General features: G+C 63.6%; 21 protein-coding genes. 8 read left to right on the top strand and 13 right to left on the bottom strand.

What is annotated here, in order from left to right; genetic code table 11:
- Positions 1-45: 45 nt before the first annotated feature.
- Positions 46-3,159, bottom strand: a complete 3,114-nt coding sequence (locus OQE56_RS17140) for an Rne/Rng family ribonuclease (RefSeq protein WP_267225884.1) — start codon at positions 3,157-3,159, stop codon at positions 46-48.
- Positions 3,160-3,501: 342 nt separating this feature from the next.
- On the opposite strand from OQE56_RS17140, the gene OQE56_RS17135 reads away from it, so the two are divergent.
- Positions 3,502-4,515: an RluA family pseudouridine synthase gene (locus OQE56_RS17135; RefSeq protein WP_267225993.1), complete on the top strand. Its 1,014-nt coding sequence runs from the start codon at positions 3,502-3,504 to the stop codon at positions 4,513-4,515.
- Here the strand turns inward: OQE56_RS17135 and OQE56_RS17130 are convergent.
- The gene (locus OQE56_RS17130) at positions 4,483-6,000 is read right to left on the bottom strand and encodes a CPBP family glutamic-type intramembrane protease (protein ID WP_267225882.1); all 1,518 of its coding nucleotides are present in this window, start codon (positions 5,998-6,000) and stop codon (positions 4,483-4,485) included. The genes OQE56_RS17135 and OQE56_RS17130 overlap by 33 nt on opposite strands.
- 14 nt (positions 6,001-6,014) lie before the next feature.
- Positions 6,015-6,356, bottom strand: a complete 342-nt coding sequence (locus tag OQE56_RS17125; RefSeq protein ID WP_267225881.1) for a 4a-hydroxytetrahydrobiopterin dehydratase — start codon at positions 6,354-6,356, stop codon at positions 6,015-6,017.
- A 159-nt stretch (positions 6,357-6,515) separates the two neighbouring features.
- Between OQE56_RS17125 and OQE56_RS17120 the strand changes: the two genes are divergently transcribed.
- The gene (locus OQE56_RS17120) at positions 6,516-7,124 is read left to right on the top strand and encodes an NfuA family Fe-S biogenesis protein (RefSeq protein WP_267225879.1); all 609 of its coding nucleotides are present in this window, start codon (positions 6,516-6,518) and stop codon (positions 7,122-7,124) included.
- Between the two features lie 74 nt (positions 7,125-7,198).
- On the opposite strand, the gene OQE56_RS17115 is transcribed toward OQE56_RS17120, so the two are convergent.
- Both OQE56_RS17115 and OQE56_RS17110 read right to left on the bottom strand, forming a co-directional pair.
- The gene (locus tag OQE56_RS17115) at positions 7,199-7,552 is read right to left on the bottom strand and encodes a c-type cytochrome (RefSeq protein ID WP_267225877.1); all 354 of its coding nucleotides are present in this window, start codon (positions 7,550-7,552) and stop codon (positions 7,199-7,201) included.
- Positions 7,553-7,567: 15 nt separating this feature from the next.
- A complete protein-coding gene (locus OQE56_RS17110) occupies positions 7,568-7,891 on the bottom strand; it encodes a c-type cytochrome (RefSeq protein ID WP_267225876.1) in 324 nt (107 codons plus the stop codon).
- Positions 7,892-8,091: 200 nt separating this feature from the next.
- Here OQE56_RS17110 and OQE56_RS17105 point away from each other — a divergent pair, with 200 nt between their 5' ends.
- Positions 8,092-9,234 (top strand): glycoside hydrolase family 18 protein, encoded by a 1,143-nt coding sequence (locus tag OQE56_RS17105; protein WP_267225875.1) that lies wholly within the window; start codon positions 8,092-8,094, stop codon positions 9,232-9,234.
- Positions 9,235-9,419: 185 nt separating this feature from the next.
- Here the strand turns inward: OQE56_RS17105 and OQE56_RS17100 are convergent, their stop codons facing one another.
- From OQE56_RS17100 to OQE56_RS17080, 5 genes are all read right to left on the bottom strand, one after another.
- On the bottom strand, positions 9,420-10,652 hold the full coding sequence (locus tag OQE56_RS17100; RefSeq protein WP_267225874.1) for a TraB/GumN family protein: 1,233 nt from the start codon (positions 10,650-10,652) through the stop codon (positions 9,420-9,422).
- 77 nt (positions 10,653-10,729) lie between these two features.
- On the bottom strand, positions 10,730-11,620 hold the full coding sequence (locus OQE56_RS17095) for a carbon-nitrogen hydrolase (protein ID WP_267225872.1): 891 nt from the start codon (positions 11,618-11,620) through the stop codon (positions 10,730-10,732).
- A 138-nt stretch (positions 11,621-11,758) separates the two neighbouring features.
- A complete protein-coding gene (locus OQE56_RS17090) occupies positions 11,759-12,283 on the bottom strand; it encodes a YbhB/YbcL family Raf kinase inhibitor-like protein (RefSeq protein WP_267225871.1) in 525 nt (174 codons plus the stop codon).
- A 124-nt stretch (positions 12,284-12,407) separates the two neighbouring features.
- Positions 12,408-13,445 carry an agmatine deiminase family protein gene (locus tag OQE56_RS17085; protein WP_267225870.1) on the bottom strand — a complete coding sequence of 346 codons (1,038 nt, stop codon included), beginning with the start codon at positions 13,443-13,445 and terminating at the stop codon, positions 12,408-12,410.
- Between the two features lie 147 nt (positions 13,446-13,592).
- A complete protein-coding gene (locus tag OQE56_RS17080) occupies positions 13,593-13,928 on the bottom strand; it encodes a hypothetical protein (protein ID WP_425601642.1) in 336 nt (111 codons plus the stop codon).
- Between the two features lie 204 nt (positions 13,929-14,132).
- Between OQE56_RS17080 and abc-f the strand changes: the two genes are divergently transcribed.
- From abc-f to recJ, 3 genes are read left to right on the top strand one after another with little or no spacing between them, the layout of a single operon-like run.
- Positions 14,133-16,040, top strand: a complete 1,908-nt coding sequence (abc-f, locus tag OQE56_RS17075) for a ribosomal protection-like ABC-F family protein (RefSeq protein ID WP_267225869.1) — start codon at positions 14,133-14,135, stop codon at positions 16,038-16,040.
- Positions 16,037-16,969, top strand: a complete 933-nt coding sequence (locus OQE56_RS17070; protein ID WP_267225868.1) for a phosphoglycerate mutase — start codon at positions 16,037-16,039, stop codon at positions 16,967-16,969. Before abc-f ends, OQE56_RS17070 begins: the two co-directional genes overlap by 4 nt.
- Positions 16,966-18,681 (top strand): single-stranded-DNA-specific exonuclease RecJ, encoded by a 1,716-nt coding sequence (gene recJ, locus OQE56_RS17065; protein ID WP_267225866.1) that lies wholly within the window; start codon positions 16,966-16,968, stop codon positions 18,679-18,681. The genes OQE56_RS17070 and recJ overlap by 4 nt, the downstream gene beginning before the upstream one ends.
- Positions 18,682-18,685: 4 nt before the next feature.
- Here recJ and OQE56_RS17060 read toward each other — a convergent pair whose 3' ends face one another.
- Positions 18,686-19,852, bottom strand: a complete 1,167-nt coding sequence (locus OQE56_RS17060; RefSeq protein ID WP_267225865.1) for a hypothetical protein — start codon at positions 19,850-19,852, stop codon at positions 18,686-18,688.
- A 35-nt stretch (positions 19,853-19,887) separates the two neighbouring features.
- Positions 19,888-20,736: a hypothetical protein gene (locus OQE56_RS17055; RefSeq protein ID WP_267225864.1), complete on the bottom strand. Its 849-nt coding sequence runs from the start codon at positions 20,734-20,736 to the stop codon at positions 19,888-19,890.
- 235 nt (positions 20,737-20,971) lie between these two features.
- On the opposite strand from OQE56_RS17055, the gene OQE56_RS17050 reads away from it, so the two are divergent.
- Both OQE56_RS17050 and OQE56_RS17045 read left to right on the top strand, forming a co-directional pair.
- The gene (locus tag OQE56_RS17050; protein WP_267225863.1) at positions 20,972-22,420 is read left to right on the top strand and encodes a DUF3300 domain-containing protein; all 1,449 of its coding nucleotides are present in this window, start codon (positions 20,972-20,974) and stop codon (positions 22,418-22,420) included.
- A 2-nt stretch (positions 22,421-22,422) separates the two neighbouring features.
- Positions 22,423-23,322 (top strand): DUF2950 domain-containing protein, encoded by a 900-nt coding sequence (locus OQE56_RS17045; RefSeq protein ID WP_267225862.1) that lies wholly within the window; start codon positions 22,423-22,425, stop codon positions 23,320-23,322.
- Between the two features lie 321 nt (positions 23,323-23,643).
- Here OQE56_RS17045 and OQE56_RS17040 read toward each other — a convergent pair whose 3' ends face one another.
- Complete coding sequence (locus OQE56_RS17040) at positions 23,644-24,102, bottom strand: glycine zipper domain-containing protein (protein ID WP_267225861.1); 459 nt, start codon at positions 24,100-24,102, stop codon at positions 23,644-23,646.
- Positions 24,103-24,119 lie beyond the last annotated feature (17 nt).

Below are 24,119 nucleotides of genomic sequence, written 5' to 3'. Positions count from 1 at the left end.
CGGACCATAGGTCCGGCTTTTTTTATGGATGAAGCGCACCCGGCATCAGCCGTGCGAGGCATCCTTTTTGACGGCATCAGCGTCGACGTCGGCTGCCGGCTTTTCCGTAGCGACGACGTGAGCGGACTCGTGAGGCAGTTCGGCATGAGCCAGCAAATCGCCTTGTGCGGGTGCCGCCGGTGCGACCGGTTCGCTCTCGATCGGTGCTTCCGGCTGCGGCTGGACGATTGCCACTTCAGGCGCCGTCACGATGGTCGAGGGTTCGACGATCGCCGGTTCCGCGTGGGGCGCGGCGTCCAGATGCGCGCGGAAGTCGATGGTGGTGCTGGCGGTTGCAACGACCGGTGCTGCTTCGACCGGTGCGACAGCTTCCGGCGCATGAGTGGCGCTGGCGGTGACGTCAGGCGTCAGCGTCACTGCTGGCTCAGCAACGGGCTCGACGACCACGGCATGGGCGGTGGGTTGCGCATGAATGGTCACGTCAGCCGCCGGGTTGACCGGCGTGACGTATAACGCCTCAGTCGCAACGATCGTCGCGTCGGCTTCTGCTGCCTTCTCCGGAATAGGGGGAAGGGTAGGCAGGTTGAAGGAGGCCGGCGCCACCGCACTCAGCACTTGCTCCGGCACATGCACGGGCTCGGCGTGCGCCGCAGTCGCAGATGAGGTGACATCTGCCGCTGCGGTGAACGAAGAAACCTGCTCGGTGGCAGCCACAGTCGCCATTGCCACGGCGGCAGTTGCGCTGGCTGCCATTTGCGGGGCGGCTACCGGGGTCGAAGAAGCAGCGGCTTCGTTGCGATCTTCGTCGTCGAGGTCGAGATGCTCGTCACCCTCGACCGACTGCGGCGCGCCGGCCTGCGCGGCGTCGTCATGACGACGGCGACGGCGACCACCACGGCGACCGCGGCGGCGGCGCGACTGACTACCTTCGGTTTCGGCTGCCTCGTTGGTGGGCGCTTCGGTGTTCGCAACAGCCTCGGTTACCGGCGTGGCGGCAACAGCGGCGTCCTTAAGGGTTTCCTTGGCGGCTTCCGTCACCGGCGTTGGCGCCGGACGGTCGGCCGGCTGCGTGGCGGCGGCAGCGGGCGGTTGCTGCACCGGGCGCGGCTGGCGCTGCGGCTGCTCCTGACGCTGCTGCTTACGCTCGTTCTGCGGTTGCTGAGCCTCAAGCTTGGCGGGCTGCTGCGGCTGACGCTGATCCTGCTTCGCGCCCTGGGGCTGACGCTGCTGCTGTTGCTGCTGGCGGTTGCCCTTGGCTTGCTGCTGGTTCTTCTGTCCCTGCTGCTGCGACGGCTCGCGGCGCTGCTGCGGCTGCTGCTGGCGACCGCCTTGCTGTTGACCGCCCTGTGACTGGCGGCCACGCTCGTCGCGGCGCTGGCCGCGGGGCTGCGCCTGCGCGGGCTCGGCCTTCGTGGCAGGTGCCGGTGCTGCGGGAGCCGCCGTGCCGCGGAACCAACCGAGCAGGCGCGAAATCACGCCGCCACTCGGAGCGGGCGTCGCCGCCGGCTGACGAGCCGGCTGAACTTGAGGGGCGGCAGCCACTTCCTCACGGACGGGCGCGGGCGTGGAGGGCACGATCCCGCTAACAGCCGGCTGCTCGCCGCTGCCCAGCATCTGGCCCATCTTCGGCACCGGCGATGCTTCGACCGCGGTCAGGCGCTCATAGCTGGGCTTGCTGTGCTCGCCCATGTCCGCTTCGCGAATACGCTGGATCTCAATGTGCGGCGTCTCGAGCTTGTCGTCGGCCACGATCACCACGTGCACCTTGTTGCGCAGCTCGATCTCGACCACGCTGGCGCGCTTCTCGTTGAGCATGAAGTTGGCGACGCTCGGCGGCGCCTGCACCAGCACCTGGCCGGTGTTGTCCTTCATGGCGTGCTCTTCGATCAGTCGCAGCGTCGACAGCGCCAGCGACTCCACGCCGCGGACATGGCCATGGCCTTCGCAGCGCGGGCAGACGATCTGAGTGGCTTCGCCCAGCGACGGGCGCAGGCGCTGACGGGACATTTCCAGCAGGCCGAAGCGCGAGATGCGGCCGATCTGCACGCGGGCGCGATCCAGCTTCAGCGCATCCTTGAGGCGTTCCTCAACCTCGCGCTGGTGCTTGGGGCTGTCCATGTCGATGAAGTCGATCACGATCAGGCCGCCGGCGTCGCGGATGCGCAACTGGCGGGCGATCTCCACCGCCGCTTCCAGGTTGGTGTTAAACGCCGTTTCTTCGATGTCGCTGCCCTTGGTGGCCTTCGACGAGTTGATGTCGATGGCGGTGAGGGCTTCGGTCTGGTCGATGACGATCGAGCCGCCGGAGGGCAGGCGGACCTGACGGTCGAACGCGCTCTCGATCTGGGTCTCGATCTGGTAGCGCGAGAACAGCGGGGTGTCGTCGCGGTACATCTTGAGCTTGCGCAGGGCGTTGGGCATCACCTGCTGCATGAACTCGCGTGCGTCGTTGTACAGCGACTCCTCGTCGATGAGGATCTCGCCGATGTCGTTGCGCAGGTAATCGCGCAGGGCGCGGATGAACAGCTTCGATTCCTGGTAGATCAGGAACGGTCCCTTCTGCGCCTGGGCGGCGCCGGAAATCGCCTTCCACAGCTGCAGGAGGTAATCGAGGTCCCACTGCAGCTCTTCGGCGTCTCGGCCCATGCCGGCAGTACGCACGATCAGGCCGACGTCGTCGGGAACGGTCAGGTGCTCCAGCGCTTCCTTCAGGGCCTGACGGTCTTCGCCCTCGATGCGACGCGAGACGCCACCCGCTTTCGGGTTGTTCGGCATCAGCACCATGTAGCGGCCGGCCAGGCTGATGAAGGTGGTCAGCGCAGCTCCCTTGTTGCCGCGCTCTTCCTTCTCTACCTGCACGACCACTTCCTGACCTTCCTTCAGAAGGTCACGGATGTTCGCCTTGTTGGGATCAAGACCCGGCGTGAAGTACTCGCGGGCGATTTCCTTCAGGGGCAGAAAGCCGTGGCGTTCGGCGCCGTAATCGACAAAGCAGGCTTCGAGAGATTGTTCGACGCGAGTGATGCGGCCCTTGTAAATATTGGCCTTTTTCTGTTCGCGGGAAGGGATTTCGATGTCGAGATCGTAAAGGGCTTGGCCATCGACAATGGCCACACGCAACTCTTCACGCTGAGTTGCGTTGATCAACATACGTTTCATTGTAATTTTTCCTCAGCTTGCCGCGCGTCGCGTGCCGCGGTGGCGCCGTGACGTCGGCGGCCTGCCGGGGATCGCGCCGCTGCGGTTAAGCGGCAACATGACGGCATCGTTTCCGGTGCCGGGATGATTTCGTGGCAATGCACTCGCCGCCCCGGAACCCCATGGAACCGGACAACGACCACCCGAACCGTTACGATGATAGGGAGCAGCGACCGGCTGCCCAAGAAGGCGACCGGCGCTATCCTCGCCGACGTCACGGGGCGGGCGTCCCGACTCCCTCCGAACTGCGGCAGGGCGGGACGTAGCGCCGGCCGAGTATCCTATTTCGTCAGGTTTTTTTCAATGCAGACGGCAACTTCCCCAGACGCACCTCACGGTGTGCGTCAAGTCGAGATTGGTCCCGAGCGGGACGGTCAGCGTATCGACAATGCGCTGATGACCCTGCTCAAGGGTGTACCCAAGAGCATGATTTACCGCATCCTGCGGACCGGGCAGGTGCGGGTTAACGGCAAGCGGGCCAAGCCGGACACGCGTCTCGCAGCGGGCGATATGCTGCGTATTCCGCCTGTGCGTACGGCGGAAAAGGCGCCCGACAAGGGGCCAGCGCCTGCTCTGGTCTCAGCGGTGACTGAGTCGATCATTTTCGAGGACAAGCATTTCCTGGTGATCGACAAGCCAACCGGAGTCGCCAGCCATGGCGGCAGCGGTGTGAGTCACGGTGCCATCGAGTTGCTGCGCGCGGCGCGCCCGAATGAGCATCTTGAGCTGGTCCATCGCCTCGATCGCGACACCAGCGGCGTGCTGGTATTCGCCAAGACCCGCGCCGGACTGACCGGTCTGCAGGCCGCGATCCGCGACAACGCGGTGACCAAGCAATACCTCTGCCTGATGGACGGCCACCCAGGGAAAGCCAAGTTCAGCGTCAACGCGCCGTTGCTCAAGTCGGTGCTTCAGGGCGGAGAACGCATGGTAAGAGTGTCTGATAACGGCAAGCCGTCATTGACTTTTTTCCAGGAGATGGAGCACTACCCGGGCGCGCGCCTGATGCAGGCGACGCTGGGAACGGGGCGTACGCATCAGATTCGCGTGCATGCTGCCCATATCGGTCATCCGCTGGCGGGCGACCCGAAGTACGGCAACAAGGAAATGAACAAGGCTTTCAAGGACCTGGGCCTCAATCGCTTGTTCCTGCATGCCTCGCACATGAGTTTCGAGCTGGACGGCCGCTCTTACAGCTTCTCTGCGCCGCTGACCGACGACCTGAAGGATTTCCTCGACGTTCTGGCCGTCAAAGGCAATAAAATCAGGCGCTTGTGGGAAAGACTACAGGAAGAAGCGCGCACTGACTCCGAGTGAGCGCAGCAGGTGGCCGGTCAGCCCGGCTTCCACCAGCAGGGCGCTGGCAGCATGAGCCAGCGCCATCGGCACCAGCCGTGGTGACCGGGTAAAGCACCAGGCCCACCAAAGTTCGGCCAGCAGGCACAGCTGCATCAAGGTGCCATTGGGTGTGTGAAGCAGCCCGAACAGCGTGGCGGTGATCAGCAGGATGACAGGCTGGGGCAGCTGCGTGTGCCTCAGCCGTCCCATCACCAGAGCCAGCATGGCCCATTGCTGCAGCAGCGCCCAGCCCAGATAGGCGAGCACATGCTTGGCGTCCAGATGAATCAGGCCATGGCCATCCGCCAGGGTGAGGATACCGGCCACCGGTAGAGGCAGCAGGGGCCAGAGCCAGTCCTTCCAGCGGTTGGTCCACCATGACCAGGGCACGGGGCGCCGGCGCCATTCGCTCTGCCCCCCATAAACAAGGGCGGCAACGAAGGCGATCACACCGGGAACGGAAAGCTGAGGGCCCCAGCGCAGGCCCGCGATCAGCCACAAGGGGCCGGCAGCAATGGCCGCCACCTCGATCCAGGGCCGAATGATGCCCGGCTTCTGACGAAGCGCCAGCCAGAACAGGCCGGCCAGATAGAGACTGCAGGCACCCCAGTCCAGCCATGCCGGCATGCGCCCGTCGTGGCTGGCCGCAATGGATTGGCCATAGGGAAGAATGATCGCCGCCGGCCATTGCGCCATCACCCGGTCGCGCAACGAAAGCATCGCCTCGGCCGATGCGTGGTCCGGGAGGCGCACTACCGGTGCCGCATAGCGTTCCTGTTCACGCGTATTCGTGGCAAGCGCATCAGGTTGGCCGGTGGCCGGCAGGCGTATGTCCGCACGGTTGGCGTCGATGGCGGCAGGCAATGGCATGGCTTGGGGTGACGTCAGCGCCGCACCCTGGATCGTCAGCGTGCTCTTGGCCGGCACCTCAACCTGCAGGCGCAACATGTAAGAGACGACACCCGGCGGCTGGCAGGGGCCACCGGTATCGCCTTGCCATGCGGCGGCCCGCAGATCGATTGTCAACGAGGTGTCGGCGGGCGCGAACTGCGCTGCATGTGTCGCGCGGCAGGCGGTCCCGGATTCGCTGGTCTGATAGACCAGCCCAACCACGCCGGCACTATCGCTTCGCATGTTCAGGCGAAGCATGGGCCAGTGGGCGAGGTCGATCGGCTCCGCCACCGGCAAACCGAGTTCGAAGGGGCGGCCGTCCTGGCTGGTTATCCGCAACCCGTCGGGTTCAGCGTGCAGGTCGGCGGCGCCAAAGACGCGTCGGGCCACCAGGTCTGATCGTTGCTCAAGGCGCCAATGCCATCGTGGCTCGCCATTGTGTAGCGTGGCCAGCGCCTCGCGGGCGTCGTGCACCAGTTGGCCGCGCGTAACCCAGCCGGAAAGCGTCGCCATGCATTGGAGCAGCAGAAGCAGCGCCACCGCGAAACCTGCGGTGGCGGCAAGCTGGCGCATGGCGCGCGAGGGCCTCAACGTTCCAGCAACACGTCGACGCGGGCGGCGCAGATGAAGTCATTGAGCGACAGCCCGCCGACGTCATGGGTAGACCACAGCAGATGGCAGTGCCCGTAGCCGGCTTCCAGGTCGGGGTGATGATCTTCCTGGTTGGCCATGAAGCCCACCGCATTGATAAAGCCCAGCGTGTGGTGAAAGTCAGGGAACTTGAAATCCTTCACGATGGCCTTGCCGTCGGCGGTGGTCTGCCAACCCGGCAGCGACGCGAGTAGCTCCTTGACCTTGGCTGCGTCCAGCGCGTGTTCCTTGCCTTTGCGTGGTGTGCAGTGCTGGCTGGCGAGTTCATGGAGGCTCATGGCGATGGGTCCCGAGTAGAGGAAAGGTGCGAAGCGTCGAAGCTTGGCGCGTAAAAGTCAAAATCGGCGCCTTGTGTCTGCATCAAAGCACCTCAGATTAAAATAGGACTAAAATGGTGCTGTATTTCCGGCCAGGCCGGTGTTTCAGCTGGAGTAGACATGATCGAGATTTCAGAACGCGCACAGCGCCACTTCCTGCGGCTGCTCTCCCAGCAGGGGACCGATGGGCTGAGCATTCGCCTGCGCGTGACCTCGCCGGGTACGCCCGCGGCCAACTGCGAGCTGGAGTTCGCCGAGCCGGACGAATTGACCGGCAACGAATGGACCATCGTTTGCGATGGTTTCGACTTCCACGTCGAGGGCGATAGCGCGTCCTGGCTGGAAGGGGCGAGTATCGATTTCGAGCCTAACGCCACCGGTGGTCAGCTCAATATCCGCGCGCCGCGCATCAAGGGGAAGATTCCGGGTGAGGACGCCGGCCTGATCGAGCGCGTGCGCTACGTGCTGGAGGCCGAGGTGAACCCGAAGATCGCCTCGCACGGCGGCCGCGTCAGCCTGCTCGAGGTCGATGCCAACGGCGTGGTAGTGCTGCAGTTCGGCGGCGGTTGCCATGGCTGCGGCATGGTAGATGTCACGCTCAAGCATGGCGTGGAGAAAACGTTGCGCGAACGCGTGCCCGAGATCACCGAAGTGCGCGATGCCACGGATCACAGCGGCGGCAGCAATCCGTACTACAGCAAGAAGGAAGGGCAGTCCGCGATGGGCTGAGCAAGGCTGTTCGCACCCAAAACAAAAGGCCCGCTGAGAGCGGGCCTTTTTTATGGCGCATCCGAAGCTGAGGCTTACTTGTCGCCCTGGATGTGACCTTGCAGCGTGCCGAGCTTGGTCGGCAGGCTGGAGAAGTACGCAGCGACATCTTCGATGTCCTGCTCGGACAGCGTGGCAACAAAGCCCTTCATGATGGCGTTGTCGCGCTGGCCGCTCTTGTACTCATGCAGGGCCTGCTGGATATACAGGTTGTACTGGCCGGCAAGGCGCGGGTACTGCGGGTCCACGGCATTACCGTCGGTGCCGTGGCAGGCAAAGCAGGTAGCAGCCTTCTGCTTGCCGTTCTCGATGTTGCCGGCGGCCAGCAGCTGGGTTGAAGCAAGCGCCAGGACGGCGCCGAATGAAAGCAGTGAAAGTGCGCGCTTCATGCGGAGATCCTTGGCTTACTTGGCGAGGCTGGAAAGGTAGGCGGCAATGTCTTCAATGTCCTTGTCGGACAGACTCTGCGCCTGCGCCATCATCGTCGGATGCTTGCGGTCGCCACTCTTGTACTCGTGCAGCGCGTTGACGATGTATTGCTGGTTCTGGCCGGCAATCTGCGGCACGGGGTAGTTCGGGTAGGCGTTGGCGTAGCCCGGTACGCCATGACAACCGTTGCACGTGTAGATCAACTTGCGTCCGGCAGCTTTATCACCCTCAGCATGCACGCTGGCAGTGGCCAAGAAAGCTGCGGCCACGGTAAGGCCAAGCAGTTGCACTCGAGTCATCAGCATCGTCCCCACGATTCCGGCTGGTACAAGGTGAAATGTCGCGGAAGTATAGTCGTTGCTTTCACGAACGGACAACATGCCGCAAGCCACTGATTCTTTTCAGTGCGCGACACCAGAAAGAGTGATAGCGCCGAGGCAGGCCTTGGTGGCGTCCGCTTAAGAAGCCGGGTAGGGCTTACGCGATGGGGAGGCGTTTGATGGCGAAGAAGGGTGAAGGGAGCCGTTTTTCTGCGGTGCTGACGCTCATGCTGGGGTTGGCCATGGGCACATCACCGGCCTGGGCCTCACCCCCTGCGGCAGATTACCGCATCGTGGGTTATGTGATGGATGCCTCGCCGCTGCCACGCGTGAGTGCCGGCAAACTCGATGTCATCAACTATGCGTTTGGCCGGCTTGACCCTGAGGGGGATGTGATTTTCCCCAGTCCGACGGTGGGCAGCACCCTGGCGACCTTCGTTGGTCTGCGCAAAATCAATCCGCACCTCAAGATCATCGTGTCCATCGGCGGCTGGGGCGCTGATTACTTCTCCGACGTGGCATTGACCGATGCCACGCGCCAGCGCATGGCCGAGAGCGTGGCGGCGTTGATCGAGAAGTACGACGTGGACGGGGTGGACCTCGACTGGGAATATCCCACCTTGCCCGGCGCGGGCATCAGTCATCGCCCCGAGGACAAGCGCAACTTCAGTCTGCTGTTGGAAACCTTGCGCGCTCGCCTCGACAAACTGGGCGCGGCACACGGCGGCCGCCACTATTTGTTGACCATCGCCGCAGCGGACAGCGAGTTTGTCGCGGGTATCGAGTTACAGCGGGCGGCACGTTCGCTCGACTGGATCAACCTGATGACGTACGACTTCCACAACAGCCTTACGCCCACCACCGGTCATCACGCTGGACTGCATCTGTCGGCAGTCGCTCCGGCGGACGATCGTGCCGGGGATAAGGCGGTCGCTCAGTTCCTCGCCGCCGGCGTGCCCGCGAAGAAACTCAATCTGGGTGTTGCATTTTACGGCCGGGCGTTCACTGGCGTTGATCCGGCTCATGACGGTCTGCAGCAGAAGTACGCCAAGTACATGGGCGATCCTTCATGGAGCGAACTCGTAGCCGACTACATCGGCAAAAACGGCTATGTGCGTCACTGGGATGCAAAGGCGCAGGCGCCGTATTTGTGGAACGCCAAGACGCATACCTTCGTCAGCTACGAAGATCCCGAGTCGTTGCGTGCGAAGACGGCTTTCGTGAAAGCGAAGGGCCTTGGTGGCGTGATGTATTGGGAGCACAGCCTGGATCGCAACGAAGCGTTGTTGGATGTGCTGGATCAGTCACTGCGGTCGCGCTGATCTTTTGCCGTCATTCCGGCGCAGGCCGGAATCCAGTCTCGTCATGTTTCGGCATTCGCGAAGACTGAAACAGCACTGGCGAAAACCGCGCGCTCCCGCGACTGGATTCCGGCCTGCGCCGGAATGACGAGCGTGAGGGTTTGACGGATGTTCTGGAGAGTATCTGCGCAGGGAACGAGCCCGCGTCAAAGCAAGCTCTTGAAGATATGAATCCCGGCCGTGTATTCGCCGATGATGGTGCCGAAGCAAACCAGGAAGAAATTGAGCAGCGTGCGCGCCACGCGATTCTTCCACCAGCCGCTCCAGTGCGTGATGTCGTCGCGCAGCGTTTCGAAATCCGCCACGCGCGGGCGGCGGATCCACGCTTCCACCATCGCACTGATGCCGCCGGACGGGATGCCGGGGCGGAATGGTTTGATCGGGCCGGCGACAAACGCCGCCAGAATGCTGAGCGGATGCGCGCCGGCCACGAGGGCACCCAGTGCCGAGAAGCCGCCGGTATACAGCACCCAGTCGCGTAGCGCTGCGGTGCCTAGCGACGCATCGCGGTGAAAAGCAAACGCGATGGCGACGAATACGGCAAGCACCAGGGCAAGCGCGATCCATTTGGGCCAGTGCGATTTCGGTGGTGCGGCAGCAAGGGTGGCCGCCTCAAGTGACGGATTGCCCTGCTGCGTCTGGATCTGTTCGCACAGGCCTTTCAGGTGGCCTGCGCCAATGACGACCAGCACGCGGCGGCCTTCGCCAAATCCGGCTTGCGCCGCCTGCTCTCGCAAACGCGCTGCCATGTAAGCATCGCGTTCTGCGATCAGGCTGCGATAGAGCGGCGCCGAATTGGTAGCGAATTCACTGAAGGCACTCTCCAGCATATCGCCCTGTTTGAGCTTCTCGATCTCGGCTTCTTCGATGTCCTGGCGCTCGAACACGCTGGCGATCAGGCCGCCAAGCAGCCCGAAGCGTTGCCAGAAACCGACGCTGTGCCACGCCCGGCGCAACGTGGTGCCCACGTCGCGATCGACCAGCCATACGGGCATATGGCGTTGTTCGGCGCCGTCCATGCCGGCCTTCATTTCCGCGCCGGGCTGGATGCCGTACTGCTCCGCCAGGCGCTTCTGGAACGACGACAGCACCAGGCTCGCCGCAACCATGCCGGCCTTGCCCTGGCGGATCACCTGGAACAGATCCATCTGCTTGAAGGCGTCGGGATCGCGCATGCCCTGGGCGCGGCTCTCGCAGAGCTCCACCGCCACCGCGTCGAACGACTCGTGCGCCAGCAGCGCTTCCACTGCCTCCACGCTGGCGCGGGAGACGTGCGCCGTGCCAAGCACCACATACTCCACGCCATCACGCGTTACACGCTCGATCGGTTGATCGCGCAATACAGGTGGCAGGGAATCGGCGATGTCAGTCAGGCTCATGTCGGGCATCGATAGGGGGGAGTTATTCCTGCATGGGGATGACCCTGGCGCGGCTCAAGCCAGCCAGGGATAACAGTTCAGTCGCGGAAGCGCTTGAGCAGGTCGCCATAGGCGTCGATGCGGCGGTCGCGCAAGAACGGCCAGATACGGCGCACATGCTCGCTGCGTGCCATGTCCACGTCGACGATCAGGAGCTCGCGCGCATCGGTGCCGGCCTGGGCCAGAAATTCGCCTTGCGGCCCGGCCACGAAGCTGGTGCCCCAGAATTGGATGCCATTACCTACGCCGGCCTTGTCCGCCTCATAACCCGTGCGGTTGCACGAGAGCAGGGGCAGGCCGTTTGCCACGGCATGGCCGCGCTGTACGGTCACCCAGGCTTCGCGCTGGCGGTCCTTCTCGGCCTGCTCGTCCTTAGGGTCCCAGCCAATGGCGGTGGGATAGAGCAACAGATCGGCGCCGGCCAGCGCCATCAGGCGCGCGGCTTCCGGATACCACTGATCCCAGCACACCAGCACACCGAGGCGGCCCACCGAGGTCTCGATGGGATCGAATCCCAGATCGCCCGGCGTGAAGTAGAACTTCTCGTAGAACGCCGGATCGTCCGGAATGTGCATCTTGCGGTACTTGCCGGCGATGGTGGCGGAGCGGTCGAACACCACGGCCGTGTTGTGATACAGGCCGGTCGCCCGCTTCTCGAACAGCGAGGCAACCACCACCAGCTTGAGCTCTTCGGCCAGTTTGCCGATGCGTGCGGTGCTGTGACCCGGAATGGTTTCGGCCAGGTCGAACTCGTCCACCGACTCGTGCTGACAGAAGTAGGGGCCGTTGTGCAGTTCCTGCAGAAGCACCAGCTCCACGCCCTTGGCGGCGGCTTCGCGCAGTCCCGCCTCAATGGCGTCGAGATTGGCGTCGCGGCTGCCGCGATCGGTTTCCTGCAGCAGGGCAACTTTGAGGGTCTTGCGGGTCATCGGCACACTTCCTGAGGGGCTGCCTGTGGGGACAGGCGAGCAAGTTTAGCGGATACCTGTTGGCGGCATGGCGCCGTGGCGTGTCGTGGCCACGGAGATGAGGCCGGCATGGCCGGGTGGCAAGCCTTTGTTTGGATATCAACGCCCGTAGGTCAGTGTGGTCTGCGCCTTGCCTAGCGCATGTCCACGAATGGCGCCCTCCACCCATGCCGCAGTGGCGCCGCTGGGGGCATCAAGCCCGGGCACGTCGAGTGCGAAGAGGGTGAATACGTAATGATGCGGCGGGTCCCCCGGGGGAGGGCACGGACCACCCCAGCCAGTGTCGCCGTAATCGTTGCGCAGCGTGACAGCACCAGTGGGCAGGGCCGCCCCGGCGGGCAGGCTGGTCGTGGATGCAGGCAGATTGATCACCGCCCAGTGCCACCAACCTTTGCCAGTGGGTGCATCCGGGTCGAACACCGTCAAGGCGAAACCGCGGGTGCCTGCCGGCGCGTTTTGCCAGTGCACGGCGGGCGCGCGGTTGTCCCCCGTACACCCATAGCCGTGATAGCTGCTGCTCGCCGGCAAGCGGCCGTGGTCGCCATCGACCTGTAACGAGAAGTCGGCGGCATGGGCCGTGAAAGCAAACAGGGTGGTGGACAGCAAGGTGGCGACGCGGCGCATGGCGACCCCCAATAAGAGGTAGAGGCCTGTGCATGATGCGCCTTGCTGCCCAGCTTGAGTGGCCTGAAGTCGCGCCGTTCATAGGCAAGCGTGCCGGACAGCGCCGCCACGCCTGGGGAGTGGTTTAGCCGATCAATCCGCCCGGCAACTGCATGGTGATGCAGTGGAGGCTGCCGTTCTGCCAGATCAGCGGACGGCAGGGCACCTGCACGATCTCGCGGCCGGGGTGGGCTTCGCCGATGATGCGCGCTGCCTCATCGTCGTTGGTATCGCCATAGGCGGGCACCAGTACGGCGCCGTTGACGATCAGGTAGTTGGCATAAGACGCCGCAAGGCGCCGGCCTTCATCGATGATCGGACGCGCCCAGGGCAGCGGATACAACTGGTACGGACGGCCGTCAGGCGTACGCAGCGCAGCGAGCTCTTCGCCCATCCGCCTGAGTTCGTCGTAGTGCAGATCAGTGCTGTCGTCGCACGCCTGGTAAACGATGCGATCGCCCGGAGCGAAGCGCGCCAGCGTATCGATATGGGCGTCGGTGTCGTCGCCTTCGAGATAGCCGTAATCGAGCCACAGCACGCGGCTGGCGTGGAGGTTGTCGCCGAGGATTGCGCTCATTGCTTCGCGCGACTGCTCGGGATGACGCTGGGTCAGGCAGCGCCACGTGGTGAGCACGGTGCCCGCGCCATCGCTTTCGATGCCGCCGCCTTCCAGGGCCCAGTCGACGCGCTTGTGCGCGGCCTTGCCGCACACGCCCGCCTCGACCAGGCCGGCGATGAGTGCGTCGTCCTGATCGGCGCCAAACTTGCCGCCCCAGCCGGTGAAGCGGAAATCGGTGAGCTGAAAGCGGTCATCACCGGCTTTGAGGGTGATGGGGCCTGAATCGCGCAGCCATGTGTCGTCATAAGGCAGCTCGACGAAGCGCACCTTGGACAGGTCCACACCTTCGCCGGTCAGCAAGGCCTGCACGCGCAAGTGCAGTGCCTGATTCGCTACCACGATGATCAATGGCTGGAAGCGCGTAACGGCTGCTGCCAGCGCCACGTACGTCGTCTCCACGTCGGCGAGGCGGTCGGCCCAGTCGGTGTCGGCGTGCGGCCAGGCGATCAATACGGCCGATTGCGGCTCCCATTCGGCGGGCAGGCGCAGGCTGAGGTCAGTCATCGTGAGCGATTCTCTTGCATCGGAGGTCCGGCGCCTGCCGAAGGCAGGGCCGCGAGGGATGCGAAGTGTAATCGATGCGCCGTGACAACACGGAAACGACAGCGCGGCCCGTGTTGCCACGGGCCGCGCCAGTAGGTACTCAGACGATCAGTTGGCCGACGACGGGTTGGTGTTGTTGCCCGCCGGGGTGTTGAGCACGGCATGGATCACGTGGCTGTTTTCGAAGTACACGATGAAGTTGGAATAGTCCCAACGATTGATCACCGGGTGCTTGGCGCTATCGCCGCCGCGCGGCGTCAGCTTGCGCTGCGGGGCGCCGTATTTCTTTTCGACCTGGTCCATGCTCATGCCGCGGGCGGGCAGATCCATGCCTTTTTCCTGCTGCACGCGGTTGATGAGCACATCTTCCGCATGGGCAGGAGCCGCTACGCCGGCCGCAGCCAGCAGGGTGATCATGGTCAGGCTGATACTGAGCTTGCTGATTCCGTACTTGTTCACGGTTCCCCTCTCCGCACAAGGCGTTGCCGCGCCGTTGTAGCAGAACTGACGGGGCTAATCCACGTGATTCTGTGGCTAGTGCGATGGGGTGGGCATTCGACCGAGTGCTTTTGGGCGGAACAGTGACGAAAGCCCGTTATCATGAGCGGCTGCGGGCGGCAGCACGCCCGGCCTGGATAAGCGCACCTCATGATCTCTTTTCGTCGTTTCGCCCTACGCCGCGGCAGTCGGTTGCTGCTCTCCGACATTGATCTGGTGATCCAGAGTGGCTGGCGGCTGGGCGTAGTGGGGCGCAATGGTTGCGGCAAATCCAGCCTGTTTGCGGCCCTGCAGGGGCTGGTCGAGGCGGATACGGGCGACCTGGATGTGCCGGCCAAGCTGCGTATGGCCTCGGTGGCGCAAGAGACGCCTGCGCTGCCGGACCCGGCCATCGAGTACGTCATGGGGGGCGACGAAGAACTGGCCATAGCCCTGCGTGATGAGCTTGATGCCCAGGCGCGTGGCGATACCGAGGCCATGGCCAGGGCGCATCATCGCATTGAAGAACTGCATGGCTACGACGCGCGTGCGCGTGCCGGCCGCCTGTTGCACGGCCTAGGCTTCGCTCCCGAAACGCACGAGACCCCGGTAAAGGAGTTCTCCGGTGGCTGGCGCGTGCGCCTGAATCTGGCCCGCGCGCTGATGGCGCCGTCGGAACTGCTGCTGCTCGACGAGCCCACCAACCACCTCGATCTCGATGCCGTGCTCTGGTTGGAAGAATGGCTGCGCCGCTATCAGGGCACCTTGCTGGTGATCTCGCACGATCGCGAGTTCCTCGATGGCGTGATCACTCACACGCTGCACCTCAATGACGGCAAGGCCAAGCTTTACACCGGCAACTACAGCGCCTTTGAGCGTCTGCGCGCGGAGCAGTTGCGCCAGCAGCAGATTGCTCACGAGCGCGAGCAGGCCGAGCGCGCGCATCTGCAATCGTTCGTCGATCGCTTCAAGGCAAAGGCCAGCAAGGCCAAGCAGGCGCAGTCGCGCGTCAAACGACTCGAGAAGCTCGCGGGTACCGAAGCCGTTCGTCTTGAACGCCCGTTCCGCTTTACGTTCGCGGTGCCGGATCGCCTGCCAGACTCCATGTTGCAGCTGGAAGAGATTGAAGCCGGCTACGCAGGCGTCAACGGTGAGGCATCAACGACCATTCTGCACAACGTGCGTTTTCGCCTGGAAGCGGGCGAGCGTATCGGTCTGCTCGGCCCCAACGGCGCCGGTAAGTCAACGTTGGTGAAAACGCTGGTCGGTGAGCTGGCCCCGCTGGGGGGCGAGCGCAAGGCGCACAAGGACCTGAAGATCGGCTACTTCGCCCAGCACACCGTCGAAAGCCTGCACGAGGGTTCATCGCCCTTCGATCATCTGCAGGAGAAGGCGCCGGGCGTCAGTGCGCAGGCCATTCGTGATTTTCTCGGTACCTGGAATTTCGCCGGCGATCGCGCGTTCGAATCGGTGGACGGGTTCTCCGGCGGTGAGCGCGCCCGACTGGCGCTGGCATTGATCGCCTGGGACAAACCCAATCTGCTGCTGCTCGACGAACCGACCAACCACCTCGATCTCGACATGCGCGAAGCGCTTGCCGATGCGTTGGCAGAGTTCGACGGCGCATTGGTGCTCGTATCGCATGACCGTCACCTGCTTGGCATGGTCAGCGACAGTTTCTGGCGCGTTGCTGACGGTGTCGTTGACGCGTTTGATGGCGACCTGGACGACTATGCGCGTTGGCTGCGCAGCCGCGGCGGCAACGCCAAGAAGGGCAAGAAAGAAGCTGCCGCGAAGCCAGCTACGCCCAGCGAGTCGCCCGAGGATCGCCGCCGGCGCGAGGCGGCGCAGCGAGAAAATGAGAAGGTGACGCGTCAGCGCGTCAAGAAAATCGAGACGCGCGTCGCCACCATTGAAGGTGAGTTGGCAACCTTGGAAACCAAGCTGGCCGACCCTGAAACCTATAACGGCCCTACCGCCGAGATGATGCGGCTGGGTCAGCGTCAGACCGAGCTGCGTCGCGAAAAGGAAACGCTGGAAGGCGAGTGGCTCGAACTGTACGAGCAGCTGGAGGCATGAGTCCGACGATGCAAAACGTGGCTCCCGGAGCGGTGGATGTGTGGTTGCCCGACCTGGCCCGCTTTGCGCCGGATCATCCACTGCGTGCGTTGCTGCGCAGAGCGGATCAGCAGTCACCTGGCACCAAAGGATATCTCGGGGGTTTAGCCGAACGTTTCGTGGTGGCCGGTGGGTTGCCTGCCGGTGCACTGACACGCGAACTGATGACGGGTGATGCAGCCGACGCGAGCTGGCTTTGCGCCGATCCCGCCTGGGTGCAGCCGGATCTCAACGGCGTGCGCTTGCTCGCCTGTGGCCAGATGCAGCTGAGCATGGAAGACGCCCAGGCGCTGGCGAAGCCGTTGAAGCCCGTATTCGGTGACGCCGGGATGATCCTGGAAGTGTCTTCGCCGGATCATTGGCATGTTCGTCTGCCACAGGGTGTCCCGGTGCCCACGTTTGCCTCGCCCGAGCAGGCCATGGGTGAAGACCTCTACGAGCATTTGCCGCAGGGGCCCGATGGCAGACGTTGGCGCGTACTGCTCAACGAGGTGCAGGTATTGCTGCATCAGCACCCGCTCAACGCCGAGCGGAAGACACGCGGCATGCCGCCGATCAACAGCCTGTGGCTGTGGGGCGGCGGTACCTTGCCGAGTCATGTGCGCACGCCTCTGAAGGGTGTGGTCGGCGACGACGTGTTGCTTGGCGCACTGGCCAAGCGGGCCAGGATCAACACGGTGCAGCGCACAGCTCAGGCCATCGAATCCTCCGCTACCGATTGGCTGGTCGATCTGCAGGACCTTCCGGTGGAAGAGATCGCTGCAAGCTGGTGGCCCAGCGTGGAGACACTGGCGTTGAAGCAACCTCTGCAATTGAGTTTTGCCAGCGGCGAACGTTGGCTGCATCGCCCATGGCATCGCTGGCGCTTCTGGCGCGGAAGCCGGCGATGAAGCCGCTGCGCCTTCGCCGTCGCGTGTCACAAGGCGCACCGGTCGGATGGAGCGACGCGATTCATCCTGTCGTGCAGCAGGTATATGCCGCGCGCGGCGTACTGTCGCCGGTGCAGGCCGAGTATCGGCTCGCCAGGTTGCTGTCGCCGGAGCAACTGGGCGGCATGCAGGAAGCCGTGTCGTTGCTTATCGAGGCCATTCGTAGCGATTGGCACATCGTGATTGCTGGCGACTATGACTGCGATGGCGCCACGGGCATGGCCGTCGCCGTGCGAGGTTTGCGCATGCTCGGCGCGCGGCATGTGGACTACGTCGTGCCCAATCGCTTCGTGCACGGTTACGGCTTGAGTCCCGCGCTGGTCGATTCGCTGGAACCCAGGCCACAACTGATCGTTACCGTGGACAACGGCGTGGCGAGTCTCGCCGGTGTGGCGGCGGCGCAGGCGCAGGGTATTCGCGTGATCGTCACCGACCATCATCTGCCCGGCGAACAGTTGCCGGCGGCCGATGCCATGGTCAATCCAAACCTGGCGGGCGATGCGTTCCCGAGCAAGGCGCTGGCCGGTGTCGGCGTGATGTTCTATCTGCTGATGGCGCTGCGCGCGGCCCTGCGTGAGCAGGGTGCGTTTGCCGAAGGGCGCGAACCGGATCTTTCCACCCTAGTCGATCTGGTCGCGGTGGGCACCGTGGCTGACCTGGTGCCGCTCGATTTCAATAATCGTGTGTTGGTGGAAGCTGGCCTGCGGCGCCTGCGTAGCGGGCATGGTTGTGCCGGCGTCACTGCACTGGTGGAGGCAAGCTCGCGCAGTCTTGCCACGCTGTGCGCGAGCGACCTGGGTTACGCCATTGGTCCGCGTCTCAATGCGGCGGGCCGGCTCGAAGACATGCGTATCGGCGTGGAATGCCTGCTCACTGACGATATGGCGCAGGCGCGGCGTTACGCCGAACTGCTGAGCTCGATCAATCAGGAACGCCGCGAGCTCCAGGCGACCATGGTGGGCGAAGCGGAAGTGATGCTGGCGCACACCGTGGACACCGACGCGGTGGGTGTGGCGCTGTATGAGCCGAGCTGGCACGCGGGTGTGGTGGGTCTGGTGGCGTCCAAGTTGAAAGAGAGGCTGCACCGTCCTGTAATTGCATTCGCCCCGGCCAGCGAGGACATGCCTGACGAGCTACGGGGTTCGGCGCGTTCCATCGCGGGATTTCATATTCGCGATGCGCTGGCCATGATCGATGCGCGTCATCCCCAACTCATCGCGCGCTTTGGCGGGCATGCCATGGCCGCGGGCCTCAGTTTGCGAACGGAAGACTACCCGCGCTTCGCCGAGGCCTTCGATGCCATCGCACGCGAGTGGCTCGACGACGATCACCTGCAGGCGGTGCAACTCACCGATGGCGAGCTGCCGCCCGGCGCGGCAACGCTCGAACTCGCGCGTCAGTTGCGTGCGGCGGGGCCGTGGGGACAGGCATTTCCAGAGCCGCTCTTCGACAACGTATTCGAATGCGCGAGCTGGCGCGTAATGGGCGAAAAGCACCTTCGCCTCAACCTGCGCGACCCGCGTGACGGCTCAGTGCACGATGCGGTGATGTTCAATGCCTACGAAGGCACGCCGCCGCCGCAACGGTTGCGCGCCGTCTACGAACTGGTGATCAACGACTGGCAGGGAAGGGAAAGCGCGCGTCTGCTGCTGCGGCACATCGAAGCGCTGTAACCGATCAGACGAGCAGACCGACCAGGTGGGTCAGCAGTACCTTGGTGGGGATCACCGCGAGCCAGATCGGTGCAAATGGAACCAGCGTCGCGATGGCCACCGAGGCCGCGACGCGTGGATCGAACAACGTGGGCTGCATGGCATAGACATTGGCGGCCACGCTGTACAAGTCGGTGGTGGCTGAGAAATCTTGCTCGCCCAATGCCGATCTATCGATGGTCTGGTCGTTGGCCAACCATTTCGCTTCGAACACTGCGCCCACTCGCCTGGCCAAGGCGCCGTACTCGAACACCCCGCTGCGACGGGTGAGCATCAGCTTCCGTGCGAAGAGCAGCGGCGGACTGACCAGCAACGCGACCACCACAATGGCCGTCGCCACCGGAACTGCGATGTGATCCATGGGATCCAGATGCAGATGCATGACTTCGTTGCCCAGCGTGCCCGCAGCGAGGACGCCGATGGCAAAGCCCAGCGGCGCGAAGATGCGCGGCGAGAGCGCGACAAACTCCAGCCCTGCTGCCTTGTCCGGATGGGAGGGCACGAGGCGGAGTTCCATCCGCGAGAGCAGATGCAAAAAACGCATCCAGACGCCTAATCGCCATAACCAGCTGAGAATGAGGCCAAGCACCAGTGGTGCGCTCACCAGCATATGCCACCAGCCTGCTACCGACAGGTGGAGTGAGCCTTCCCCGCGTTGCCAGTCGAGCAGTGCCTCTGGCGATACGGTGACGCCAATGACGATCACCAGCGTGTAGACCGCTATAGCCATGCCGACCGTGGGCCACACGCCCCGGCTCAAACGCCTTGCCGACGCGACAGCCTGGTCAAAGCGTGGCTGGTCGTCGGGCAACACCAGGCCGGAGCGCACGAAGTACTGCGCGATCGCTTCCAGCCGCGGCAGGATGATGTAGTCGGACAGGATCAGGATAGGCACCGCCAGAAGGAAGCGCGCATACGCCGCCACGTCGCTGAAAAATGCCGCCGAAGACGTGCGGTGCAGGAGCAGCCATTCCACCGCGCATATGAGGGCCAACGGCAACCAGCCGATGGCCATGGCGAAAAGGATGCGTCGTGCTGCTTCGGCGCGGTCTTCCGGCTTGATCAGGCGCATGCGCCTGAGCACGGTGACGTGGCGCGGCTCTTCGAAGATGCTCTGGCCGGCATCATTCATGGCATGGAACTCCTGGACGTCGCGGTTGATTGCGATCAGAAGTTCCAGTTGACGCTGAAGGTCGGGCCGCTCAGGTTGAGATCCTTGATGAACTTCTCACTGCTGTTCTGGCTGTAATGGATATCGCGGTAACTCAGTGAGATGTCGCCCCAGCTGTAGCCATAGGCGACGCCGGCACTGAGCTTGTAGGTCGTGTCGCCACTGCCCGCGCCAAAGTCCAGGTAATAGGGGAAGAACCAACGCTTATTGTCGAACGGCGACCAGTTGCCACGTACGCCAACGATGGCGTCGGTGACGTGCATCTGATTGTGCAGATGACCACTGTTGGCAATATTGACGTTGCCTGCGTTGCCGTTGAACGAGAAATTCCAGTCGAGGTTGCCCTTGACCCACAGGTAACGCACGCCGAACAGCAGGTCGGCGAAGCCCTGGCCAGAGTGCGTCAGGGTGTACAGGCCAGCCAGGTTCAACATGCCGCCCTTCATGCCCCATCGCGTATTCAGGTTGGCACTGCCGCCAAAGCGCTCTCCGCCGATGGCGGAGAAACGCCCCTCTTCGTTGCTGAACTTCACCCAGTCGAGGTCGCCATACATGCCCCAGTTGTCCTTGCGAACGGTGCCATCGAGCATGAAGGCGCCGCTCAGATAGGAGAAAATGTTTTTGTCCGTCTTTGACTCCACTTCGCCGCCGTTGTTGGGCAGCTGGTAGCGCGTTTTTGCGCTGATGCCGGGCAACCAGACATAGGGCTGGATGTTGCCGTGCCAGTTGCCGTCCCAGAAATCCGGGGTTTCGGCGTGTGCGGCGGGAGCGGCCAGCCCGGCGGCGAGTGCCACGGCGAGGGCCGTCATCAAGATCGTGGGATGCAGAGCGACGACACGGCGCATGGCGAAGAGTCCCGTTCGAAGTGGTGCGCTTATGGTGGATCGTTTCCCGGGCGGCACACAGCGAACTATTACGTACCCACTGCTGCGTAATTTTACGGACCGCCGGCGGCGGGTGACATTACGCAGAAGAGCTAAGTAGTTTTACGTAGCATTGCTACCGCATAAATGCAGTGGTCAACGGCGCCCCGGAAGAGTCAAGCTGTTGCAAGCGCAAAGGCGGCATGGGAGCGGCACCATGAAGACGATGACGCGTTACGGATTACTGTGGACGTCCCTATGGTGTTTTGCGTTGCTGCCATGTGTGCTACCTGACACGGCACACGCACAGGCGAGCCAGGCGCAGCCACAGGCGCAGCCAGCGGGGCAGAGTCAAAAGATCTACAACAACCAACAACTCGACCAGATGCTGGCGCCGGTCGCGCTCTATCCCGACGCACTGCTCTCCCAGATATTCATGGCCACGACGTACCCCAGCGACGTCGCTGAGGCGGCCGCGTGGTCAGCGGCCAATCCCAAAGCTCAGGGTGACGATGCGGTCAAGCAGGTCAACACCAAGCCATGGGACCCCAGCGTGCAATCGTTGGTGGCCTTTCCTCAGGTGTTGGCGCAAATGAAGCAGCATCCGGATTGGGTGCAGAACGTGGGTGATGCCTTCCTTGCCCAGCCGGACGACGTGATGGCGTCAGTGCAGCGTCTGCGCACGCAGGCGAAGTCAGCGGGCAATCTCAAGACGACCGAACAGCAGAAGGTCATCGAACAGGCGGCGCCGCCGGGATCGACGGAAGGCCCCACCATCATTCAGATCGAACCGGCGAACCCGGAAGTGGTGTACGTGCCGCAGTACAACCCGACGGTGGTCTACGGTTCCTGGCCTTACCCGGCTTATCCGCCGACGTACTGGCCGCCGCCGTATGGTTACTATCCGGGGCAGGCCCTCGCCACGGGCCTGGCCTTCGGCGTGGGCATCGCCATCACCGGCGCGTTGTGGGGCGGCTTCAACTGGGGCCATGGTGACGTGAACGTCAACGTCAATCGCTACAACAGCGTCAACAACGTCAATAACCGTATATCCGGTAACGGTAACGGCAACGGCAACCAACGCTGGAACCACAATCCCGACAACCGACGAGGAACGCCGTACCGCGACCAGGGCAGTCGTCAGCGCTTTGACCAGGGGCGCGGCGGTTCGCAGCAGCGCGAAGCATTCCGTGGCCGCGACTCGCAGGCGGACGCGAACCGCCAGCGTTCGTTGCAGAGCTTTGATCGCAGCACCAACAACGGTTCGTCGGCGGCAGCTCGTCGCGGCGCTGGCGAGACTGGCTCACAGCTCAATCGTCCTTCCGGTGGCGATCGCGGTGGCCAGGGTGTGGGTGGTGGCGCCGATCGCGGCAACGTCGGTGGCGGCAATCGCCAGGGCGGGGCGGGTGATTTGGGTGGCGGCAATCGACAGGGCGCGGGTGGTGATTTCGGCGGGCGGCAGCAGGGTGGAAGCAGTGCCCGCAATAACGCCTTCAGTGGCTCGCAGTCACCCGGCTCGTCGCGTTCGCAAATGAATCGCGGACAGAGCAGTCAACGTTCGATGTCCCAGTCCCGCGGTGCCGGTGGTGGCGCAGGTCGACAGACGTCGCGCCCGGCGCCCAGTCGGGGCGGTGGCGGTGGCGGTCGTCGTCGGATAGGAGCCTGATCATGAATCGTCATCCGTGGACACTTCGCCTCGTGCTGGCCCTGACGTTGTGGTCGGGCTGCACGGTTTCTTCCATGGCGCTTGCGCAGGAGGCCAGTTATCCGACGGCCGACGCGGCTTCCGCAGCCTTCGTGCAGGCGCTGCGCGACAACGACAAGACCGTGCTCGCGAAGGTGCTGGGCGCCAATTGGAAGGATTACATCCCCACCGAAGGTATCGATCGGGAAGATGTGGAGTTATTCCTCAAGCGATATGACGAAAGCCACCGGATCGAAGCGGCCGATGGCGTGTCGCATCTTAATGTCGGATCGGAAAATTGGGTCTTGCCCTTGCCGCTGGTACAGGGCAACGGTGGCTGGCACTTTGATGTGAAGAAGGGCGCAGAAGAAATACGCGAACGCCGCATCGGCGCGAACGAATTGGCGGCCCAGCAAGCGATGCTTGCGTATTACGACGCACAGCGTGATTACGCCGCCGAGGATCGCAATGATGACCACGTGTTGCAGTACGCCCAGAAGCTAAGAAGCAGTCCCGGCAAGCGAGATGGTTTGTACTGGCCGGTGACGGGCAACGAGCCACCCAGTCCGCTGGGCGAGCGGTTTGCAGGCGAAGAGGCCCATGGGTCGGATTTCCATGGCTACCACTATCGCATCCTCACCGCGCAGGGACCTTCGGCACCGGGCGGCGCCTACAACTACATCGTGGGCAACCGCATGACCAGTGGCTTCGCGCTCATTGCCTGGCCGGCGCAATACGGTGAGTCAGGTGTGATGAGCTTCATGGTGAGCCACGATGGCGAGATCTTCGAAAAGGATCTTGGCAAGAACGGCGCGAAGGTCGCGGAGTCGATGAAGTCGTTCGATCCCGATAGCAGCTGGAACGAGGTCAAGTCCGAGCAGTGATTCATCGGCACGGCGCGCGCTCCTCGGGCTGCGCCGTGAAGTAGATATAGCAAGGCTGCTGCCGAGTAATTGCGCGATGCCCCATGGCGACCATGGGGCAAGCGCGTCTCGCGCATCGCTGACAAACCCCGATCAGTCCGAAACGGCTTCCGCGTCTTGCGGAAGCTCAGGTGATGGCGCGTCCTGGGCCGGTATGCGGGTATCGACTGGGCATGGAGCCAAGGTCAGAGCGCGTATGACATCCAGGTGGGCCGCGCCTGGCGCTGAGTGAGCAGGGGGCTGCTCACTCGCGCCGATCTCGCAGTAGGTCATCGCCTGGCTTCAGCCGACCGTGTAGCCCTTGCCCTTCATGCAAGCGCTATAGGCCTGATTCATGGAGGCCACGTTCTGGTTTTGCGTGGCGGCTGACGCTTCATTCTGCTCACGCCGTTGCTGACGGGCGCGCACGCCACCTGCGACGACGCCAGCCGCGGCGCCAACGGCGGCGCCGTGACCCGCATCATCGTTGGCCACCCCGCCAATCACCGCACCGGCAGCCGCACCGCGCACGGCTCCGCCTGCGCGTTGTCCGCCACCGACGGCGGGACCGGTCTGCGGCGGGGGAGCCGCTTGCGTGGGTGCATTGCTTTGCGCCCATGACATGCATGCGCTCTTGTCTGCCTCCTGCTGGCTTTGGCTCTGCCCGTTGGCCGGATAGGCGACGGGCAACTGCTGCGCAGTCGCGTTGAAGGCAAGCACGACACAGGATAGAGCGGCGATTTTTACGATGGACCGATTCATGGCGATGCTCCGTAACA

This window comes from Dyella silvae (assembly GCF_026421305.1).
GTDB lineage: Bacteria > Pseudomonadota > Gammaproteobacteria > Xanthomonadales > Rhodanobacteraceae > Dyella > Dyella silvae.
Note: the sequence above shows the minus strand (reverse complement) of the source record. Positions and strands in the feature narration are given on the sequence as shown.

What these genes read in the sequence shown, in the direction of transcription:
- OQE56_RS17140 (WP_267225884.1), bottom strand. Translation starts at nt 3,159, where the DNA reads ATGAAACGTATGTTGATCAACGCAACTCAGCGTGAAGAGTTGCGTGTG.
- OQE56_RS17135 (WP_267225993.1), top strand. Translation starts at nt 3,502, where the DNA reads ATGCAGACGGCAACTTCCCCAGACGCACCTCACGGTGTGCGTCAAGTC.
- OQE56_RS17130 (WP_267225882.1), bottom strand. Translation starts at nt 6,000, where the DNA reads ATGCGCCAGCTTGCCGCCACCGCAGGTTTCGCGGTGGCGCTGCTTCTG.
- OQE56_RS17125 (WP_267225881.1), bottom strand. Translation starts at nt 6,356, where the DNA reads ATGAGCCTCCATGAACTCGCCAGCCAGCACTGCACACCACGCAAAGGC.
- OQE56_RS17120 (WP_267225879.1), top strand. Translation starts at nt 6,516, where the DNA reads ATGATCGAGATTTCAGAACGCGCACAGCGCCACTTCCTGCGGCTGCTC.
- OQE56_RS17115 (WP_267225877.1), bottom strand. Translation starts at nt 7,552, where the DNA reads ATGAAGCGCGCACTTTCACTGCTTTCATTCGGCGCCGTCCTGGCGCTT.
- OQE56_RS17110 (WP_267225876.1), bottom strand. Translation starts at nt 7,891, where the DNA reads ATGACTCGAGTGCAACTGCTTGGCCTTACCGTGGCCGCAGCTTTCTTG.
- OQE56_RS17105 (WP_267225875.1), top strand. Translation starts at nt 8,092, where the DNA reads ATGGCGAAGAAGGGTGAAGGGAGCCGTTTTTCTGCGGTGCTGACGCTC.
- OQE56_RS17100 (WP_267225874.1), bottom strand. Translation starts at nt 10,652, where the DNA reads ATGAGCCTGACTGACATCGCCGATTCCCTGCCACCTGTATTGCGCGAT.
- OQE56_RS17095 (WP_267225872.1), bottom strand. Translation starts at nt 11,620, where the DNA reads ATGACCCGCAAGACCCTCAAAGTTGCCCTGCTGCAGGAAACCGATCGC.
- OQE56_RS17090 (WP_267225871.1), bottom strand. Translation starts at nt 12,283, where the DNA reads ATGCGCCGCGTCGCCACCTTGCTGTCCACCACCCTGTTTGCTTTCACG.
- OQE56_RS17085 (WP_267225870.1), bottom strand. Translation starts at nt 13,445, where the DNA reads ATGACTGACCTCAGCCTGCGCCTGCCCGCCGAATGGGAGCCGCAATCG.
- abc-f (WP_267225869.1), top strand. Translation starts at nt 14,133, where the DNA reads ATGATCTCTTTTCGTCGTTTCGCCCTACGCCGCGGCAGTCGGTTGCTG.
- OQE56_RS17070 (WP_267225868.1), top strand. Translation starts at nt 16,037, where the DNA reads ATGAGTCCGACGATGCAAAACGTGGCTCCCGGAGCGGTGGATGTGTGG.
- recJ (WP_267225866.1), top strand. Translation starts at nt 16,966, where the DNA reads ATGAAGCCGCTGCGCCTTCGCCGTCGCGTGTCACAAGGCGCACCGGTC.
- OQE56_RS17060 (WP_267225865.1), bottom strand. Translation starts at nt 19,852, where the DNA reads ATGAATGATGCCGGCCAGAGCATCTTCGAAGAGCCGCGCCACGTCACC.
- OQE56_RS17055 (WP_267225864.1), bottom strand. Translation starts at nt 20,736, where the DNA reads ATGCGCCGTGTCGTCGCTCTGCATCCCACGATCTTGATGACGGCCCTC.
- OQE56_RS17050 (WP_267225863.1), top strand. Translation starts at nt 20,972, where the DNA reads ATGAAGACGATGACGCGTTACGGATTACTGTGGACGTCCCTATGGTGT.
- OQE56_RS17045 (WP_267225862.1), top strand. Translation starts at nt 22,423, where the DNA reads ATGAATCGTCATCCGTGGACACTTCGCCTCGTGCTGGCCCTGACGTTG.
- OQE56_RS17040 (WP_267225861.1), bottom strand. Translation starts at nt 24,102, where the DNA reads ATGAATCGGTCCATCGTAAAAATCGCCGCTCTATCCTGTGTCGTGCTT.